The sequence below is a fragment of the Microcoleus sp. Pol17C6 genome, assembly GCF_036701145.1.
Taxonomy (GTDB): Bacteria; Cyanobacteriota; Cyanobacteriia; order Cyanobacteriales; family Microcoleaceae; genus Microcoleus.
The window spans coordinates 14,061-32,195 of the sequence record NZ_JAUBQH010000013.1 but is presented as its reverse complement, the minus strand read 5'-3'; the positions used below and the strand labels follow the sequence as shown (position 1 = coordinate 32,195).

At 46.3% G+C, this 18,135-nt stretch carries 7 protein-coding genes; 4 read left to right on the top strand and 3 right to left on the bottom strand.

The genetic code is table 11. The features are described 5' to 3' along the window. Positions 1–3 precede the first annotated feature (3 nt). Positions 4–564 (bottom strand): Uma2 family endonuclease, encoded by a 561-nt coding sequence (locus QUA25_RS09130; protein WP_333037147.1) that lies wholly within the window; start codon positions 562–564, stop codon positions 4–6. A gap of 107 nt (positions 565–671) precedes the next feature. Further along, complete coding sequence (locus tag QUA25_RS09125) at positions 672–2,459, bottom strand: EamA family transporter (RefSeq protein WP_333037146.1); 1,788 nt, start codon at positions 2,457–2,459, stop codon at positions 672–674. A gap of 538 nt (positions 2,460–2,997) precedes the next feature. Here QUA25_RS09125 and QUA25_RS09120 point away from each other — a divergent pair. Both QUA25_RS09120 and QUA25_RS09115 read left to right on the top strand, forming a co-directional pair. Beyond that, positions 2,998–6,333 (top strand): non-ribosomal peptide synthetase, encoded by a 3,336-nt coding sequence (locus tag QUA25_RS09120; protein ID WP_445242208.1) that lies wholly within the window; start codon positions 2,998–3,000, stop codon positions 6,331–6,333. Between the two features lie 237 nt (positions 6,334–6,570). After that, a complete protein-coding gene (locus QUA25_RS09115; RefSeq protein WP_333037144.1) occupies positions 6,571–7,668 on the top strand; it encodes a HAMP domain-containing sensor histidine kinase in 1,098 nt (365 codons plus the stop codon). A gap of 76 nt (positions 7,669–7,744) precedes the next feature. On the opposite strand, the gene QUA25_RS09110 is transcribed toward QUA25_RS09115, so the two are convergent. Beyond that, the gene (locus QUA25_RS09110) at positions 7,745–8,854 is read right to left on the bottom strand and encodes an alpha/beta hydrolase (RefSeq protein WP_333037143.1); all 1,110 of its coding nucleotides are present in this window, start codon (positions 8,852–8,854) and stop codon (positions 7,745–7,747) included. Positions 8,855–9,008: 154 nt separating this feature from the next. On the opposite strand from QUA25_RS09110, the gene QUA25_RS09105 reads away from it, so the two are divergent. Together QUA25_RS09105 and QUA25_RS09100 are read left to right on the top strand one after the other, a co-directional pair. Next, positions 9,009–13,841 (top strand): amino acid adenylation domain-containing protein, encoded by a 4,833-nt coding sequence (locus tag QUA25_RS09105; protein ID WP_333037142.1) that lies wholly within the window; start codon positions 9,009–9,011, stop codon positions 13,839–13,841. Between the two features lie 145 nt (positions 13,842–13,986). Further along, entirely contained in the window at positions 13,987–18,036 is a 4,050-nt protein-coding gene (locus QUA25_RS09100) for an amino acid adenylation domain-containing protein (RefSeq protein WP_333037141.1), read from the top strand. Positions 18,037–18,135 lie beyond the last annotated feature (99 nt).

Sequence of the window (18,135 nt, the reverse complement as noted above, 5' to 3'; positions counted from 1 at the left end):
AACTTAACTAAAACTCAACCAGCTAAAAACTGTTTCAACAGTCAATTCTAACTCAATCCCATTAAGTATTGGCAAATCAGTTGCACCTTCGTACAACTCCACTCTTTGGCCGGAAAATACCGCTAAAATACTTTCTTCTTCTGGAATCATTAACCACCCCAATTCAGTGCCTTGTTGCGAACAAGCAAGTAATTTAGCAAGCACTTTTGTTTGGCTTTGTTCGGGAGAAAGAATTTCAATCGCCCAGTCTGGATAAATTTCAAAGCGGTTAGCAATTCTACCCGATGGTAGAAAAGGAATTCTTTCCCACCGGAATACTGCTACATCTGGGACGAGTGATACACCGCCGAAAGTGCAACGCAACTCTGGAAAAGCATAAGCAATCTTTGGTGTTTCGACTATTTGGTTGATGACATTGCAAAGCTTACCTTGCAATCTGCTATGTTCACCTTGAGGCATGGGTTTTTGAATGATTTCTTTGTTGATATATTCGCAAGCTGGCTCCGTTTCGGGAAGTTTGAGGAACTCCTCTAAGTTGGGCGTTATTTTAATGACTGTAGTCATAGGTAAAGTAGATTTTAGATTTTAGATTTTAAATGGGATAGATATCAGAACCCCGACTGTTTAAAAGTCGGGGTTCTGATATCTATTATGAAGGACAAATTCTTGCCTTAACTAGCCTTCTTTTGAGGAGTGACTATGCGTTCCACACTCATAGCAGCCACGCTCAACGTCACCACAGCCATGCCCAGAATTGCTACAGGCTGCAACTTCTCATTGATAATTAGAAAACCGAAGAGTGCGGTCATCGCCGGCCCCAAAGTGCCAATTACTGACGCTAAGGCGGCCCCGGCAAAGCGGATGGCAAAATTATTCAAAAGATAGCTAAACAGCGTCAGCACCCCTAAAACCACGCCTCCCATAATCAAACCGGGCCAAACATTTTGGTCGATTTTAGGAGAAAAATTTTCCGACAGCGGCACCCACAAACTCAGGGAGGAAAATACAAAAATCGCGGCGAAATTAACTAAACTAAAAGGAATTGGATGCAACTTGCCCGCGGCCATTTGCGTCAGCAATACGTAACCTGCAAAGGTAATCCCAGAAGCCAGTGCCGCCGTGACTCCCACTCCAACATTGCCGCCGCCCGGAGGTTGAACCGCAAAACTCGGCCACCCAACTAAAATCAAACCTGCGGTAATCCCCACTATCGCCAAAAAGCCGACTGTGCTGGGGCGAGAGCCAAACAAGATCCAAGAACCTAGTACGGTGACGATCGGATAAATAAAGAAAATCGTAATCGCAATCCCCGCTGGAATATTGCCGATCGCCAAATAAATCAAAACCTGAGACAAAAACAGAAAAAATGCGCTTCCTAAAACTTTACTCCACAAAGCTCGATCGCCCGACTGGAACAACCGCCTAATATCTTTCCACACAGAAGGATACAGAAATGTCGCCAATATCGGCATCAAAGCCATCACCACGATCAGCCGCATCAACAAAATCAACAAAGAATTTCCAAAACCCGGAGTCACCACCCCCGGAAATTCAAACAACCCAAAAACCACCCGAGGATTTTTGCCTTTAATCAGAATTCTCAAACAAACATTAAACAGCGACAATACCACCGCCGAAGACAAAGCCAGCACCAAACCTGTCTGCACTTGAGAAGCTACTTTAGCGGGTGCCGTCGGTGGCGCTGAAGAAGGCTGTGGAACCGGTTCTCGCGGCGTTTCCACAGGTGTTGGCTGCTGAAGTTGCGGGCGGACAGAATTAACAGAATTAACAGAATTAGTTGATTCCTCGACATAGGAATCTTGAGCATCGAAAGGATTCTCAAGATATTCTTCTTCTGATTCGAGTTCTTCCCTGATGCGGTTTACGAGATTTTGTAACAGCTCTTCCCCTTGCAGTTCAAGGGTTTTCATGTTATTGAGCCGCACGGAAAGCTCGCTTTCGTAACTCGTTAAATCTTGTTCCAGCATCTGGAAACTGCGATCGATCCTTTCATCCAGCGCCGCCAGCAACTGCGAGGCTCGTTCGTCGTAGTTGCTCGGCGGCAGGGGTATCGGGAACTCGCCGCTGGGAATCGGGCTGCTGAGAGAATTTCCAGAGTTAGCGCTGAGTTCGTTGAACCGCTGCACCAACAAATCCTGCAAATTGTGAGCCAAAACTTGAGCCAACTGCTTCAGCCACAATTGCTGCTGCTGAATGTATCGCCCCGACAGAGATTCCATTTGCTGAGACTGCAATTTGCGATATTGCTCCCGGAGGTCTTCAATATCTTCAATCAGGTGATTTTTTTCAGTTTGCAGCCGAGTAATGTCTTGATTTAACTGGCCTTTGACATTTTGATGCAAAGCGTCCAGTTCTTGCATTACTGAGTGGAGGACTTCTTCTGCTGATTGTGCATCCTCTGGCTCGCCCTTTGACGAGTATACGTTCCGCTGCGCCATTAGCCTATAACCTCTAATTTAAACTGCACGTTCACTGTTCTTAAGTATTTTGCCAAATCAGGCCGCAAGTTCTAGTGAGTGGCTCTAAAAGATTGCGGACACTGTTGAATCAATAGTAGTCGCTAAGCTACAAATGTGAGAAAATTGCGTGAAGCAAAGCTATCCGGTAGGGAATCGCCCCAAGAACACTTTGTGCAATTAGAAATCATACTACAGCATGACCTCTCCACGGATTGCTCCCGGTAATTCTCGCATCTAACTCACCCGATTGCACCCGAATCACAAGCCTAAGAGGCCCTTCCGCGACTAAATTTGATTGGGGGGTCGCACTCCTAGCCCCTCAATGGATAACTTAATGCTGCGGCCAGAAATCCGGTTTCTTTTGCCCGCCTTTCTCCCGCACTCCCGCACCCAGGTTTATGATTTTAACAGTTCCGATCTTTTGCTCGCGAAAGTTTTAAGAGGCGATCGCACCCTGAAAAAGCCACCCCCGCGCCATCCAAAAATTAACACATCTCATCCCCCAAGAGCAACAGATATGGCCTCCGAAATTTATGACAATTCCTTTACAAAGGATATAGAAAAACTGAATATTTCCTCAGAAGGCGAAGTCTTTGTCTTTCCCGCCTCATTTGCCCAGCAGCGCTTGTGGTTTCTCGACCAATTCGCACCGGAAAACCCTTTCTATAATGTAGTAACAGCACTGCGCTTAACTGGTTCCCTCAACTTAACAGCCTTAGAGCAAACCTTCAACGAAATAGTGCAGCGCCACGAAACTTTGCGAACCACTTTTGCAGCGGTATCAGGTCAACCAGTGCAGATAATCTCTCCCGATTTCAAGACTAATTTAAAAGTATTAGACTTGCAAGATTTGCCGCCAGAACAACGGCAAACAGAAGCAAAGAAACTCTCTGCAGCAGAATCTCTCCGCCCTTTCAATTTATCCACCGGGCCGCTGATGCGAGTAACCATCCTGCGGCTGACAGAAACCGAGCATATTCTCTTGCTAAATATGCACCACATCGCCTCCGATGATTGGTCGATCGGGGTACTAATTCGAGAATTGGAGGCTATCTATACAGCTTTGATAAATCAACAGCCATCTCCCCTCCCAGAATTATCACTTCAATATGCCGATTTTGCCGAGTGGCAGCGCGAATGGCTGCAAGGTGAAGTATTAGAAACTCAGTTAGCTTATTGGCGGCAGCAATTGCACGGGATTTCAGTGTTAAATTTGCCGACCGATCGCCCTGCACCAGCTATGCAAAATTATCGGGGAAAAACTCAATATTTAGAACTGCCTAAAAAGCTAAAAAACGCACTTTTAGCGCTCTCGCAGCGAGAAGGAGCGACTTTATTTATGACAGTGCTGGCTGCATTTCAAACTTTGCTTTACCGCTACTCGCAACAAGAAGATATTGTTGTCGGTTCGCCGATCGCCAATCGCAACCGCAGCGAAATAGAAGCATTAATCGGTTTTTTTGTCAATACTTTAGTGCTGCGAACAGACTGCTCGGGAAACCCGACATTTCGAGATTTTTTGGGCCGAGTGCGGGAAGTAACTCTGGGAGCTTATGCTCACCAAGATTTGCCTTTTGAGAAGCTCGTCGAGGAATTGCACCCAGAGCGATCGTTGAATCGCCACCCGCTGTTTCAGGTTGTATTCGGGCTGCAAAATGCGCCTGTGGACGAGCTAGAATTGCCAGAATTAAAGTTGATTTCTTTTCCTTTGGAGACTCAAACAACGCGCTTTGATTTAGAGCTGTATTTGTGGGAAGCTTCCGATAATTTTAGGAGCAGGTACGGCGAACATTGGGAAGATTCGGAAGGACTCAGAGGCTTAGCTGTGTACAATACGGATTTATTTGATGAAGTTACGATCGCCCGAATGCTGAGGCATTTTAAAACGCTGCTGGAAAGCATTGTGGCTAATCCCGAACAAAGAATCGCTAACTTACCTTTATTGAGCGAGAATGAAGTGAATCAATTATTCAGAGAATGGAACGATACTCGGACAGATTATCCTCAAAATAAGTGCATTCATCAGTTATTTGAAGAGCGAGTCCAGCAGCATCTGGAGGATGTCGCCCTAACTTTCGAGGGCCAGCACCTGACTTACAGAGAACTCAACAGTCGCAGCAACCAACTGGCGCGCTACCTGCAAAAAATGGGCGTGGGGGCGGAGGTTTTAGTGGGGCTTTGTGCAGAGCGATCGATCGACCTAATTGTCGGAATGTTGGCTGTACTGAAAGCGGGAGGGGCTTACCTACCCTTAGATCCGAGCTATCCGCGCGATCGGCTAAACTTGATGCTGGAAGATGCTCGAGTTAAAGTCTTGCTAATTCAAGATAAATTGATTGAGAATTTCCGAGACTTCTCAAACTCGGTGATTTACTTCGATCGCGATTGGGAAGACATAGCCAAAGAAAGCGCCGAAAATCCCGCCAACACCGTAACAGCAGACAACCTAGCTTACGTTATTTACACATCTGGCTCTACAGGAAAACCCAAGGGAGTTGCTGTCACCCACAAAGCAGTAAATCGGCTGGTACTCAACACCAACTATATAAAAATAGAACCTACCGATAAAATTGCCCAAGCATCAAACGCTTCATTCGATGCAGCCACATTCGAGATTTGGGGAGCCTTGCTTAACGGCGCTCAACTCGTGGGGATTAGCACAAATATTACCCTTTCGCCTCACGATTTAGCCTTAGAACTGCGCCAACAAGGAATCACAGTTTTGTTTTTAACAACTGCCTTATTTCAACAAATTGCTAGAGTTTTACCCCAAGCTTTTAATTCGCTGCGCTGCTTGCTGTTTGGCGGAGAAACGGTCGATATGAGATGGGTTAAAAAAGTTCTAAAACAGGCGCAAACCACTCAATTAATTCACGTTTACGGGCCTACAGAAAATACCACATTTTCGGCTTATTATTGCGTGCAAGACGTACCCGAAACCGCAACATCTATCCCTATCGGCCGCCCGATCGCCAACACGCAAATTTATCTCCTCGATGCGGATTTGCAGCCAGTGGCGATCGGCGTTATAGGTCAATTGTACGTCGGCGGTGACGGACTGGCGAAAGGCTACCTCAACCAGCCTGATTTAACTGCTGCTGCATTCATTCCCAATCCTTTTAGCAACAAATCTGGTTCTAGCCTTTATAAAACAGGTGATTTAGGCCGCTATCAGGTTGACGGCAACATCGAGTTTTTAGGCCGCGTTGACGACCAAGTAAAAATTCGCGGCTACCGCATAGAATTGGGAGAAATTGAAGCGGCTTTGTGCCAGCATCCACAAGTGCGCGAAGCAGTAGTAATTGTGAGGGAAGACATCCCCGACGATAAACATTTGGTAGCTTATGTTATTCCTGACGGCATTAAGGAAAAATTAGAAACTCAAAATCTTAAGTCAAGTGAGTTGCGCCAATTTTTGAAAGAAAAGTTACCAGGATATATGGTTCCTGCAACTTATGCAGTGTTGGAGAATATGCCACTGACGCCTAATGGCAAAGTAGACCGCCGCGCCTTGCCTGATATAGATACAGACAGCGAGGATCTAACAGAAAACTATGTAGCGCCTCGGACTGATCTCGAAAAGGCGATCGGGAAAATTTGGGCTAAAGTTTTGGGAAAACAGCAGGTTAGTATCTATGATAATTTCTTTGAACTAGGCGGGCATTCCCTGCTAGCAACTCAGTTGATTTCTCGCATCCGAGACGCTTTGCAAGTCGAGTTATCGGTCAGCAATTTTTTTGAGGCTCCGACTGTGGCGAGTCTGGCAAAATACATTGAAACAATGCGCTGGGCAGCGACTGGTTTGGATACTCCCAGAACAGACGAAAATGAGCGCGAAGATGTGGAATTTTAAGGGCTTACATAATTGGATGATTTTGATTGTTTTGTGGAATTGGCATTTGCCTGTCGGTAGAAATTACCGCAATGGGAACTGATATTCAAGTCTGCTTCACGAGGAGATGTAGACCTGTTACTTCCTAACCTCCTAAAGGCTGAGGCTGCCTATATACTTGCAAAATTGCTTGCAGGGCATTAAAAATAAGGGAGAAAATGTTTTCTCAACAGCCAGTCATCAAGAAAATCCGAAACGATGTCCAACCAAGCGTCTGACCATCTTAAACAAAATGCTGAAAAAATTATGCGGATGTGGGAGAAGCGGGCGCGTGAGGAAGTCAGCGCATCAACACATCAAGATTCTCTTGTCTTGCAAGATTCCCTACCTCTCTACTTAAACCAACTGGTAGATGAACTCTCAAACAGAATTGTCAGGACATCTGCGCGAATTACAGCCGACGAGGTAGAAAGTACGCGGATTGGCAAGCTGCATGGGCATGAACGGGCGGGGTATGCGGACTACTCCATGAGTCACCTCATTTTCGAGTATCACCTCCTCCGTCAAGTAATATTTCAAGTTTTAGAAGAAGAAGCACCTTTAGGAGTGCAGGATCGAGACATTATTATCGGCTCGATTGAGCAAGCCGTTAATGACGCTGCTACTCAATTCTCCGAAACGCTGCGAGATATTCAAGAACTATTTATGGTGACGTTAACTCACGACCTGAGAAATCCCATCAATGTCGTAAAAATGGGAACTCAACTAACTCTGCGGCGGCTTGAACGAGGAGACAGCCATATGGATGTGGCGGCGAGGATGCTCAGTGCGATCAATCGGCTGGATTCGATGATTCAAAATCTGCTTGATGCGAGTCGGCTGCGGGCAGGGCAGAGCTTAAAGATTGAATTTGAAGAATGCGATTTTGTGATGCTAGTCCAAGAGGTGGTAGAAGATTTGAGCTTCGCGTATGGAGAGCGGTTTGTTGTAGTCTCTAATTCTGAAATGAGGACTTTTTGCAGCCGTAAAGAAATACGGCGGGTGATTGAAAATTTAGCAATTAACGCTGTGAAATATGGTGCGCCTAGTACGCCTATTACACTCACGATCCAGCAAACTGAAACGCAGATCAGCCTTACTATCCATAATGAAGGCGATCCGATCGCGCTAGACGCTCAATCCATCCTATTTCAACAATTTCGTCGAACCATTTGTGCCGAGGAGCAAACTGGCTGGGGATTAGGATTATTTTTAGCAAAGAGTATTATTGAAGCCCATAAAGGGACACTTGCGGTTGAAAGTGTAGAGGGCAAGGGGACAAGCTTTATTATCACTTTATCAAAGATTCTTCTTTAGTTCGGGACATTAAGACTAAGAAGAAAAATAGGGTATCCCCAGCCAGAACCTACAGGATTTTAAATCACATTTTTAGTCACGAAATTTCAGTGCAGAATGCCCTGACAGCTTCGGCAAACTGCTGGTTGTGTTCCATTAATGCCATGTGTCCTCCTCGCTTTATAGTAACTAGCTCTGCTTGAGGTAATTCTGCTTTCATTCGCAAGCTAGCTGGGGGGGTAGTGGCAATATCTGAATCGCCGCATATCACCAACACAGGAATGTCAATCGATCGCAAAGTTTTTGTTTCGTCAAATTTGAGCATTCCCAATGTGCCGCGAGCGAGAACGCCGGGAGAACCCAAGGCTGATAAGAAAGCGGAAAACTCTAATTGACCGCGCGTTTCAGTGCCTTTAAATCCCGATAATTCTACACTGATGTGCAGTGAACCATTGAGATAGCTCAGCCAAGTCATTCCCCACATAATCGGTTCAAGAGCTATTGTGAGATAGAGGATAGGTTGAAGCAGCGGCTTCTGCAAAGCGCGTAATAAACCGCTAAAAATAGCGGTTTTGACGGGATTAGTATAAGTGGTATCTACCAGAATTAAACCAGCTACTCGACTACCGAGAAGTTCTGGAAACAGCCGACTGAATGTTAGAGAAATCATGCCGCCCATGCTGTGTCCGAGTAGGATAACAGGTTTAGTTCCTGCTATGGCAATGACGGCTTCGAGATCGCGGGCAAATTTTTCTAGGGAGTAGTCGCTGTTTTTTGGTCGAGTGGATTTTCCCAGACCTGGAAGATCCCAAACAATCACTCGGAAGCGATCGCTTAGTTGCCGTTTCGCGTAATACCAAACCATACTGTTCGGCCCCCAACCGTGGGAGAGAATAATCGGCTGTCCGTCCTCTGGGCCGTAGAATTCTACTTGTAAAATAGTGCCATCAGGCCTCTCTATGCGCTGCACCGTACCCGTCCGCGTCGGCTTGGGTTCGTCAGCGCCGGGGCGGCGGAACAGCGGCAAACTGATAAAGCGGCCACCAACAGACCAAAGAAGCATTAAGACTCCGCTGACTAAGTAGGAAATCCCTACAAGTGCGCCGATGTACCATTCGTAAATAATGTATATACCTCCGCCAAGTACCCCGATGGACAGCAGTCCCACCAGCCATAGAAACAGAAAATTGAAGGGCATGAACGGCATAAGCTGAAACCTTGGGTAGGATTTTGGTTGCGGATTCAAACAGAATCATACTCAGGTTAGGCCACAGTAAGCAAGCGATCGGTTAAGCTCTTAACTTGTGCGCTGGTGGAATTTCTTTGATTGATTTGCCCAAGTAATGACAGGATGACTCAAAATGCCCGATCCAACAATAGCGAGTTCATCGCCAAATGCCAGAGATTCTGTCAGGGTGGAGTTAGTTGAGTTTTTATCTTACCTTCGCAGTCTAGATATTAATATTTTTGTTGAGGGATATCGCCTGCGCTGCAACGCTCCTGAAGGAATTCTTACACCCGAACTGCGCGCCGAAATTTCTCAGAAAAAAGCCGAAATTATTTCATTTTTAAAAGCAGCTAATCGTACTTCTAGTTTCACTCCTACACCGATTGTTCCGATGGGACGGGACGGAAATTTACCGCTTTCCTTTGCACAGCAGCGCTTGTGGTTTCTCGACCAATTAGTACCGAACAATCCTTTTTATAATGTTCCCGCAGCATTGCGTTTGACAGGTTCGCTCAATTTTGCGGCGCTGCAACAAACTTTCAATGAAATTGTGCGCCGCCACGAAGCTTTACGCACGACTTTGGCCGTAGTTTCGGGCCAACCCGTTCAGAGAATAGCTGCTGCTTTCCACCTTCCAATTAATGTAGTGGACTTGCGAAATTTGCCAAAGGAATCTCGACAAACTGAAGCAAACAGGCTCACGGCTGAGGAAGCTCAACGCTCTTTCAATTTGTCCAATGACTTGTTGCTGCGAGTCACATTGTTGCAGTTAGATGATGCGGAATATTTACTAATGCTGAATATGCACCATATTGTATCCGATGGTTGGTCTATCGGAGTGCTAATTCAGGAATTAGGCGCGCTTTACACGGCATTTGCGAGGGAAAAACCTTCGCCTTTACCGGCTTTGTCAATCCAGTATGCTGATTTTGCAAAATGGCAGCGCGAATGGCTGCAAGGGGAAGTTTTAGAAACGCAGCTTGCTTACTGGCGGCAGCAGTTAAACGGCATTTCTCTGCTAAATTTGCCTGCGGATCGACCCAGACCAGCAATTCAAAGTTACCGAGGCAAAAGGCAATTTTTGCAACTGCCAAAACAACTGAGCGAGGCTTTAGAAACGTTGAGCCAGCGCGAAGGAGTGACGCTGTTTATGACAATGCTGGCAGCTTTTAAAACGTTGCTTTACCATTACGCGCAGCAAGAAGATATTGTTGTAGGTTCGCCGATCGCCAATCGCAACCGCAGTGAAATTGAAGCATTAATCGGTTTTTTTGTCAACAGTTTGGTGCTGCGTACAGATTTGTCGGGAAATCCAACTTTTCGGGAACTTTTAAACCGAGTCAAAGAGGTAGCATTAGGAGCTTACGCTCACCAAGATTTGCCGTTTGAGAAGTTAGTAGAAGAACTGCACCCCGATCGCGCGTTGAACCAAAACCCCTTATTTCAGGTGGCGTTTGCGCTGCAAAACGCGCCGGGGAATCGGTTAGAATTGCCAGAATTAACACTCAGCCCGCAGCAGTTAGATGTTGGTACAGCGCGGTTTGATTTGGAGTTTCATTTGTGGGAGCGATCGCCCAACAGCTCGGGAAGCAACCAATCGCCCAGCAATAAGCTGTGGGTTGATAGCTCAGAGGGCATCAGCGGCATGGTTATTTACAGCGCCGATTTATTTGATGAAGCTACGATTACCCGCCTGATCGGGCATTTTCAAACCTTGTTAGAAAGCATTGTGACAAATCCCGAACAGCGAATTGCCAACTTGCAATATTTGAGCGCCCAAGAGCGCTATCATTTGTTAGTTGAATGCAACAATACTCTGGTGGATTATCCGCAAGATTTGTGCATCCATCAGCTATTTGAAATGCAGGCCGATCGGACACCGGATGCGGTGGCGCTGGTATTTGGAGAGGAGCGAGTCACCTATGGAGAGCTAAATCTCCGCAGCAACCAACTAGCACATTATTTGCAAAAAATGGGGGTTGGGGCGGAAGTTTTAGTCGGGGTTTGCTGCGGGCGATCGCTCGATCTGATTGTGGGGATGTTGGGTATCCTGAAAGCGGGAGGAGCTTACTTAATTTTAGATCCGAGCTATCCTGCTGAGCGATCGAGCTTTATGGTAAAAGATGCTCAATTATCTGTTGTGTTAACTCAGCAGCAATGGGTAGAGAATTTGCGTCAAGCGAAGCTATCCCGCAGGGAATCGCCCAATTTACAGATAGTTTGTTTAGACACAGACTGGGAGATGATTTCCCAAGAAATCGCCGACAATCCCACCAGCGCAGCCACAGCCGAAAATCTGGTTTACGCGATTTACACCTCCGGGTCCACGGGAAAGCCGAAAGGAGTGGAAATTGAGCACGGGAGCTTGCTAAATCTCGTTTTTTGGCATCAAAGAGAGTTTGGGGTGTCAGCGGGCGATCGAGCAACGCAAATAGCAGCGATCGGCTTTGATGCTTGCGGGTGGGAAATTTGGCCTTATCTCGCCGCAGGATCTAGCATCTACTTCCCAGAAGATGACATCAGGCGAGATCCTGAAAAACTGCAAAACTGGTTAGTATCAAAAGCCATCACCATTAGCTTTTTGCCAACACCTTTAGCCGAGAAAGTTTTGCTATTAGATTGGCCTCAAACAACAGCGTTGCGAATATTGCTCGCAGGTGGCGAAAAACTGCAACAACATCCTTTAAAATCCCATCCATTTAAGCTAGTAAATAATTACGGTCCAACCGAGAACACCGTCGTCACAACTTCCGGTTATATTCCTGCAACAGAGCAAACAGACATCGCCCCCACAATTGGCCGCCCCATTGCTAACACTCAAATCTACATATTAGACAAATATTTGCAGCCAGTGGCGATCGGGGTTGTTGGCGAATTGTACATCGGCGGAAACGGACTCGCTCGCGGCTACCTCAACCGCCCAGATTTAACCGCACAAAGCTTTATTGTCAATCCTTTTAAACCAAATTCAGGAGAGCGACTTTACAAAACCGGCGACTTAGTGCGCTACAGAGGCGATCGCAACCTTGAATTTTTAGGACGCATTGACGAACAAGTAAAAATTCGCGGTTTCCGCATCGAATTAGGAGAAATCGAGACACTATTAACTCAACATCCGGCCGTGCAGCAAACTGTAGCAATAGCTTCGGAAGATGGACAACGAGATAAACGTTTAGTAGCTTATATTGCCCTGAATCCAGAATATAGCAGTGCCAGCGAAAAAAACCAAATAATGCAATTGCAGGACGAACAGGTTTTGCAGTGGCAAATGCTCTACAATGAAACTTACAATCAACCTGCTGTTGACTCAGATCCAACCTTTAATATTGTCGGCTGGAATAGCAGTTATACTAATCAGCCAATCCCAGCAGAACAGATGCGCGACTGGGCGAAAAATCAAGCGGCCCAAATTTTAGCTTTGCAGCCTAGCCGAGTGTTAGAAATTGGCTGCGGCACAGGTTTGTTGCTGTTCCAAATTGCCTCTCGCTGCACTCAATATTGCGGCACAGACTTTTCACCTATTTCGCTCAACTATATTCGGCAGCACTTGGCAAATCAAGAGTTAGCTAATGTAACGCTGCTTCAGAAAATGGCGACAGACTTGGAAGGAGTAGAGACAGCAGCTTTTGACGCAGTAATTCTCAACTCTGTCGTGCAATATTTCCCGAATATCGACTATCTCGTGCAGGTGCTAGAAGGTGCGGTGAAAGCAACTGCCCCCGGCGGCTTTATATTCATCGGAGATGTCCGCAGCTTGCCGTTGCTGGCAGCTTTCCACGCTTCCGTACAACTGTATCAAGCCGAACCTTCTCTCTCTGGCGAACAGTTGCAGCAGCGAGTACAAATGCAAATTTTTCAAGAAACAGAGTTAGTTATTGAACCAGATTTTTTTAACGCATTAAAGCAGCGCTTTCCGCAGATTGGTGGCGTAGAGATTCAATTAATTCGCGGTAGTTACCACAATGAGTTAACTGATTTTCGGTACAATGCTATTTTGCATATTGCGTCTGAAACAGCACGCCCAAAATCAGCGCCGAAAGGGGAGTGCAGCGCAGAAAAACGGCTGGATTGGTTGGATGAAAATCAGAATCTGACTGTTACCAAGGTGCAACAAATATTAGTGCAAAATCAACTCGATGTTTTAAGAATTGCTAATGTGCCTAATGCGCGGGTAACGGCAGCAGTTAAGGCGGCAGAGTTGCTGTCTGTTGTCGATAAATTTTCAACGGCAGGTCAGTTGCAGAAAGCCGTGGAAAAAGTCGAAAATTTAGGAGTATATCCCGAAGCGTGGTATGCTTTGGAAGTTCCGTATAATGTTAATATTAGTTGGTCTAATTCCGACAGTCAAGGGCGCTACGATGTAATGTTTGCACGGGGCGAAATTAGAGATTTTGTGGGAGAAACCCGAAGCGATAACTTGCGTCCTTGGGGCTCTTATGCTAACAATCCCTTACAAGCTAAAGCAGCGCGTAAATTAGTGCCGCAGTTGCAGGCTTATCTAGCAGAAAAACTGCCGGAATATATGGTTCCGTCGGCTTTTGTGGTGCTGGAGTCGCTACCGGTGACGGCTAACGGAAAGGTCGATCGCCTCGCTTTGCCTGCACCGGAGCCGATTAAGTTAGAATGGGTGGGCGGTTATGTTGCGCCTCATACTTCTATTGAGGAAGTTTTAGTGAAAATTTGGGCTGAGGTTTTGGGGATAAAGCGAGTGGGTATCCGGGACAACTTCTTTGAATTAGGAGGCCATTCGCTGCTGGCGACTCAGCTTGTTTCTAGAGTGCGAGATGCTTTCGGGGTAGAGTTGCCTTTGCGCCGGGTTTTTGAAGCGCCAACAATTTCAGAATTATCTAAGATTGTTGAGAGTTTGAAAGATAAGAATTCTAAAAGTGAAGCTCCGGCTTTAGTGCCGATTTCGCGCGATAGTCGGCGGCGGAAGCTATCATCTTTTAATAGACCTCTTGCATAAATTTTTGATCGGTCAACCGCAGATATAAGGCAGATTAACGCAGATTAACGCAGATAATTTTAAGAGGGTTTGTGAATGAGTGCAAGAGATAATCTAGAAATTCAATAAAAATGATGGCTGTTGAACAGGTGCAATTTCGATAAATATGCAGCAAGAAATAGAAGTTTTCGTCTTCCCGGCATCGTTTGCTCAGCAGCGGCTTTGGTTCCTCAATCAATTAGCACCGGGCAATCCTTTCTACAATGTCTCAGCAGCGCTCCGCTTAACTGGTTCGCTCAACTTAAGATGCTTAGAGCAAACTTTCAATGAAATTGTGCAGCGGCACGAAACTTTACGCACTACTTTTACGCTTTTGGAAGGGGAACTCGTACAAGTTATTGCTCCCATTTTAACGGTATCTCTCCCCACAATCGACTTACAAAATCTATCGCCAAATCAGCAGGAAACAGCAGCGCTGCAACTCGCAACCGATGCAGCGCAATGCCCTTTTGATTTAGCCGCCGGGCCGTTATTCAAAGTAACGCTTCTAAAACTCAGTGAAACAGAACATATATTGTTGCTGAATTTACATCATATTGTGGCTGATGGTTGGTCGATTGGAGTGCTAATTCGAGAGCTGGGAACGCTCTACACAGCCTTTGTAAAAAATGGGATCTCGCACTTGCCAGCACTGCCCGTGCAGTACGCCGACTTTGCAGAATGGCAGCACCAATGGTTCCCCGGCGAAGTATTAGAAACCCAGTTAGCTTATTGGCGGCAGCAGTTAAACGGAATTACCACCCTCAATCTACCAACAGACAGGCAAAGACCTGCCGTTCCATCCTACCGCGGCGCCAAACAATTTATAATACTATCACCTGCTTTGAGCGAGGCGCTAAAGTCATTGAGCCAGCAAGAAAGCGCGACTTTATTTATTACTCTACTAGCCGCTTTTCAAACTTTGCTGTACCGCTACACAGGACAAGTAGATATTGCAGTAGGAACGCCGATCGCCAATCGCAACCAGAGCGAAATAGAAGCATTAATCGGTTTTTTTGTCAATAGTTTAGTGCTGCGTGCAGATTTCTCGGGAAACCCAACTTTTCGGGAACTATTGCATCGGGTAAAAAACGTCGCAATGGCAGCCTACGCGCACCAAGATTTGCCCTTCGAGAAGTTGGTCGAGGAAATGCACCCCGATCGCGAGTTGAGCCGCAACCCCCTATTTCAAGTTAGTTTCAGCCTGCAAAACACTCCTGTAGCAGCGCTAGAATTGCCGGGAATCGTTGGAGAGGCGATCGACTTTGACGCGGGAACCGCCAAGCTCGATTTAGAGTGCCATTTGTGGGAAAATGCAGGAAGTATTCAAGGGCAATTTGTCTACAGCACAGACTTATTTGATAGCGCCACAATTGCGCGCATGGCGGGACATTTCCAAACCCTGCTCGAAGCCATTGTTGCCAATCCCAAACAGCACCTCAGCGACTTGGCTTTGCTGACAGCGCCAGAATACCAGCAATTATTAAATGATTGGAATGACACTCAGAGAGATTATCCGCAAAACCAGTGTTTCCATCAGCTATTTGAAGATCGAGTCGCGCGATCGCCCCATGCTGTCGCCGCCGTCTTTGAAAACCAGCAGTTAACCTACCGCCAACTCAACAGCCGAGCCAACCAACTTGCACGTTACTTGCAGCAATTCGGAGCAGCACCAGAAATTTTAGTGGGCCTTTGTGTAGAACGTTCCTTAGATGCGATCGTCGGATTGCTAGGCATTATCAAAGCAGGCGCAGCCTACCTGCCTTTAGATCCAACTTATCCTCAAGAGCGCCTTAACTTCATGTTAGAAGATGCTCAGGTGTCGATTTTGGTAACTCAGCAGCACTTAGCAAAAAACTTAACGCAGCCGGAAAATTACGGAGTTTTTTCAGTAGTGTGTTTGGATTCCGACAGAGAAATTATCGCCCGAAAAAGCCCAGAAAACCCAACTACAAATATCCTACCAAAAAACCTAGCCTACGTCATTTACACATCTGGTTCAACCGGAAAACCTAAAGGCGTTTTAATAGAACATCGGGGACTATACAACTTAGCCCTAGCTCAAATAGAAGCTTTTAACTTAAACTCAAATCACCGCATTTTGCAATTCGCATCCCTGAGTTTTGATGCCTCAATCTTTGAGATTGTCATGGCCTTGGGAACCGGAGCAACACTTTACTGTGCCAAGAAAGAATCTTTGTTGCCAGGACAAACATTAATCCAATTTTTGCAGGACAATGCTATTACCCACGCTACCCTCCCCCCCTCGCTGCTAGCTGTCCTTCCAAACGCCAAACTTCCCGCACTGCAAACAATCATCTGTGCTGGCGAATCCTGTTCCCCCGATATTGTTAAACGCTGGGCTTCCCGGCGCAGATTTTTTAACGCTTACGGCCCTACAGAAGCGACAGTCTGGTCAAGTTTGGCCGAAATTGGCGATAGCAAAAAACCGCCCATCGGCCGCCCAATAGCTAACACTCAACTCTATATTTTAGATAAAAATTTACAGCCTGTACCCGTTGGAATTCCCGGTGAATTGTACATCGGCGGCAGCGGATTGGCGCGAGGCTACCTGAACCGCCCCGAATTAACCGCCCAGCGATTTATTGCTAATCCGTTTAGCCAGAAAGCAGGAGAACGAATTTATAAAACAGGTGACTTAGCTCGCTATTTTCCCGACGGCAATATTGAGTTTTTAGGCCGCACAGACGAACAGGTAAAAATTCGCGGTTATCGAATAGAATTGGGAGAAATGGAAGCGCTGCTGGTTCAGCATCCAGCAGTCAAAGAAACAGCAGCGGTTGCTGCGGATGATTTGTCCGGCAACAAACGCCTAGTTGCTTATGTCGTCGCCAATCACAATCAGACCCTTAATCCCGGGGAACTACGCAATTTCCTCAAACAACAACTGCCCAATTACATGATTCCCAATGCTTTTGTGGCGATGGATTTTCTGCCCCTAACTCCCAATGGCAAAATCGACCGCCAGCGCCTACCTGTACCGGGAACTCTAACTAGCAATTCCATAGATAAAAGCTGCATTGCACCTCGCACACCAACCGAGTCAACCCTCGCCCAAATTTGGGCCGAAATCCTCAACGCCGAGTGCGTTGGCATTCGCGACAACTTCTTCGATTTGGGTGGAGATTCCCTGCTGGCAATCCGCCTCATCAATGAGATTAACCAGCAATTTCAGCGCGAGTTGCCGCTGTCTGCTCTTTTTTTAAATCCGACAATTGAAGGTTTAGCCGATTCGCTATCTTCAGAAACAAATTCTCTGGAATGGTCGCCTTTAGTTGCAATTAAGCCTCGCGGTAAAAAGCCGCCTTTCTTCTGCGTCCATCCCATCTTTGGCGTGGTATTTCCTTATATCGAGTTAGCGTTTGGGCTAGGAGAAAATCAACCGTTTTACGGGCTGCAACCAAAGGGGATTGACGGCGAAAGTTCTCCGTTAACTAGCATTGAAGACATGGCGACTGACTACATCGCAGCCTTGCGTACCGTTCAACCAAAAGGGCCTTATTTTTTAGGAGGTTGGTCTTTTGGAGGTTTGGTTGCTTTTGAGATGGCTCAACAGTTGCTCGCAGCGGGGGATGAAGTGGCTTTGCTTGCTGTGCTGGATACTTTAGCGCCGGTTTCTGCTAACAAACCTTCTTTTTGGGACGGTTGCAAGTTTATTCTGACTACTGTTTCCCGCTCTATTTGGCCTTTTGTAGTAGATTATTTTCGCTTGGTGGCTGCGCCAGAAAATGTTCAAAGTGGCGGTATTGCTGCCAAATTTCCGAAATTAAATAAGATGCTTAATTTGGCAGCTAATTTTTTGCATCGCTGGAATTGGAAACAGGCCGTTATGGTTAGCATTCTATCTCAGGAGTCAAAAGAACGGAGCTGGCACGAGCTGGCAATACCCTCGATGTTTACTGTATTTCAGGCTAATAGTCAAGCAACTCTCAGCTATGTACCGAAAATTTATCCGCAGCGAATTACTCTGTTTAGATCGAGGGAACAGCTAAGCATGAGTCCTCAAGATCCGACTGTTGGCTGGAGTGAATTAACGACGGAAAAAGTAGAGGTGATTAGGGTTCCTGGGAATCACCTGACTATGCTGAGAAAGCCTAACGTTGAGGTACTGGCTCAAAAGCTGAAGCATTGCTTTGAGGAGGAATTAAGTGATTGAGTGGCCCGCGTGCTTATGCGTCGAAACCAGGTTTGATGTGCGAAATTTCTATTAGCCATCTCCAATAATTATTGTGGAACAGGCATCTTGCCTGTTCAA

Excerpts from the sequence above, each read along its gene's own strand:
- QUA25_RS09130 (WP_333037147.1), bottom strand. The coding sequence starts at position 564 with ATGACTACAGTCATTAAAATAACGCCCAACTTAGAGGAGTTCCTCAAA.
- QUA25_RS09125 (WP_333037146.1), bottom strand. The coding sequence starts at position 2,459 with ATGGCGCAGCGGAACGTATACTCGTCAAAGGGCGAGCCAGAGGATGCA.
- QUA25_RS09120 (WP_445242208.1), top strand. The coding sequence starts at position 2,998 with ATGGCCTCCGAAATTTATGACAATTCCTTTACAAAGGATATAGAAAAA.
- QUA25_RS09115 (WP_333037144.1), top strand. The coding sequence starts at position 6,571 with ATGTCCAACCAAGCGTCTGACCATCTTAAACAAAATGCTGAAAAAATT.
- QUA25_RS09110 (WP_333037143.1), bottom strand. The coding sequence starts at position 8,854 with ATGCCGTTCATGCCCTTCAATTTTCTGTTTCTATGGCTGGTGGGACTG.
- QUA25_RS09105 (WP_333037142.1), top strand. The coding sequence starts at position 9,009 with ATGCCCGATCCAACAATAGCGAGTTCATCGCCAAATGCCAGAGATTCT.
- QUA25_RS09100 (WP_333037141.1), top strand. The coding sequence starts at position 13,987 with ATGCAGCAAGAAATAGAAGTTTTCGTCTTCCCGGCATCGTTTGCTCAG.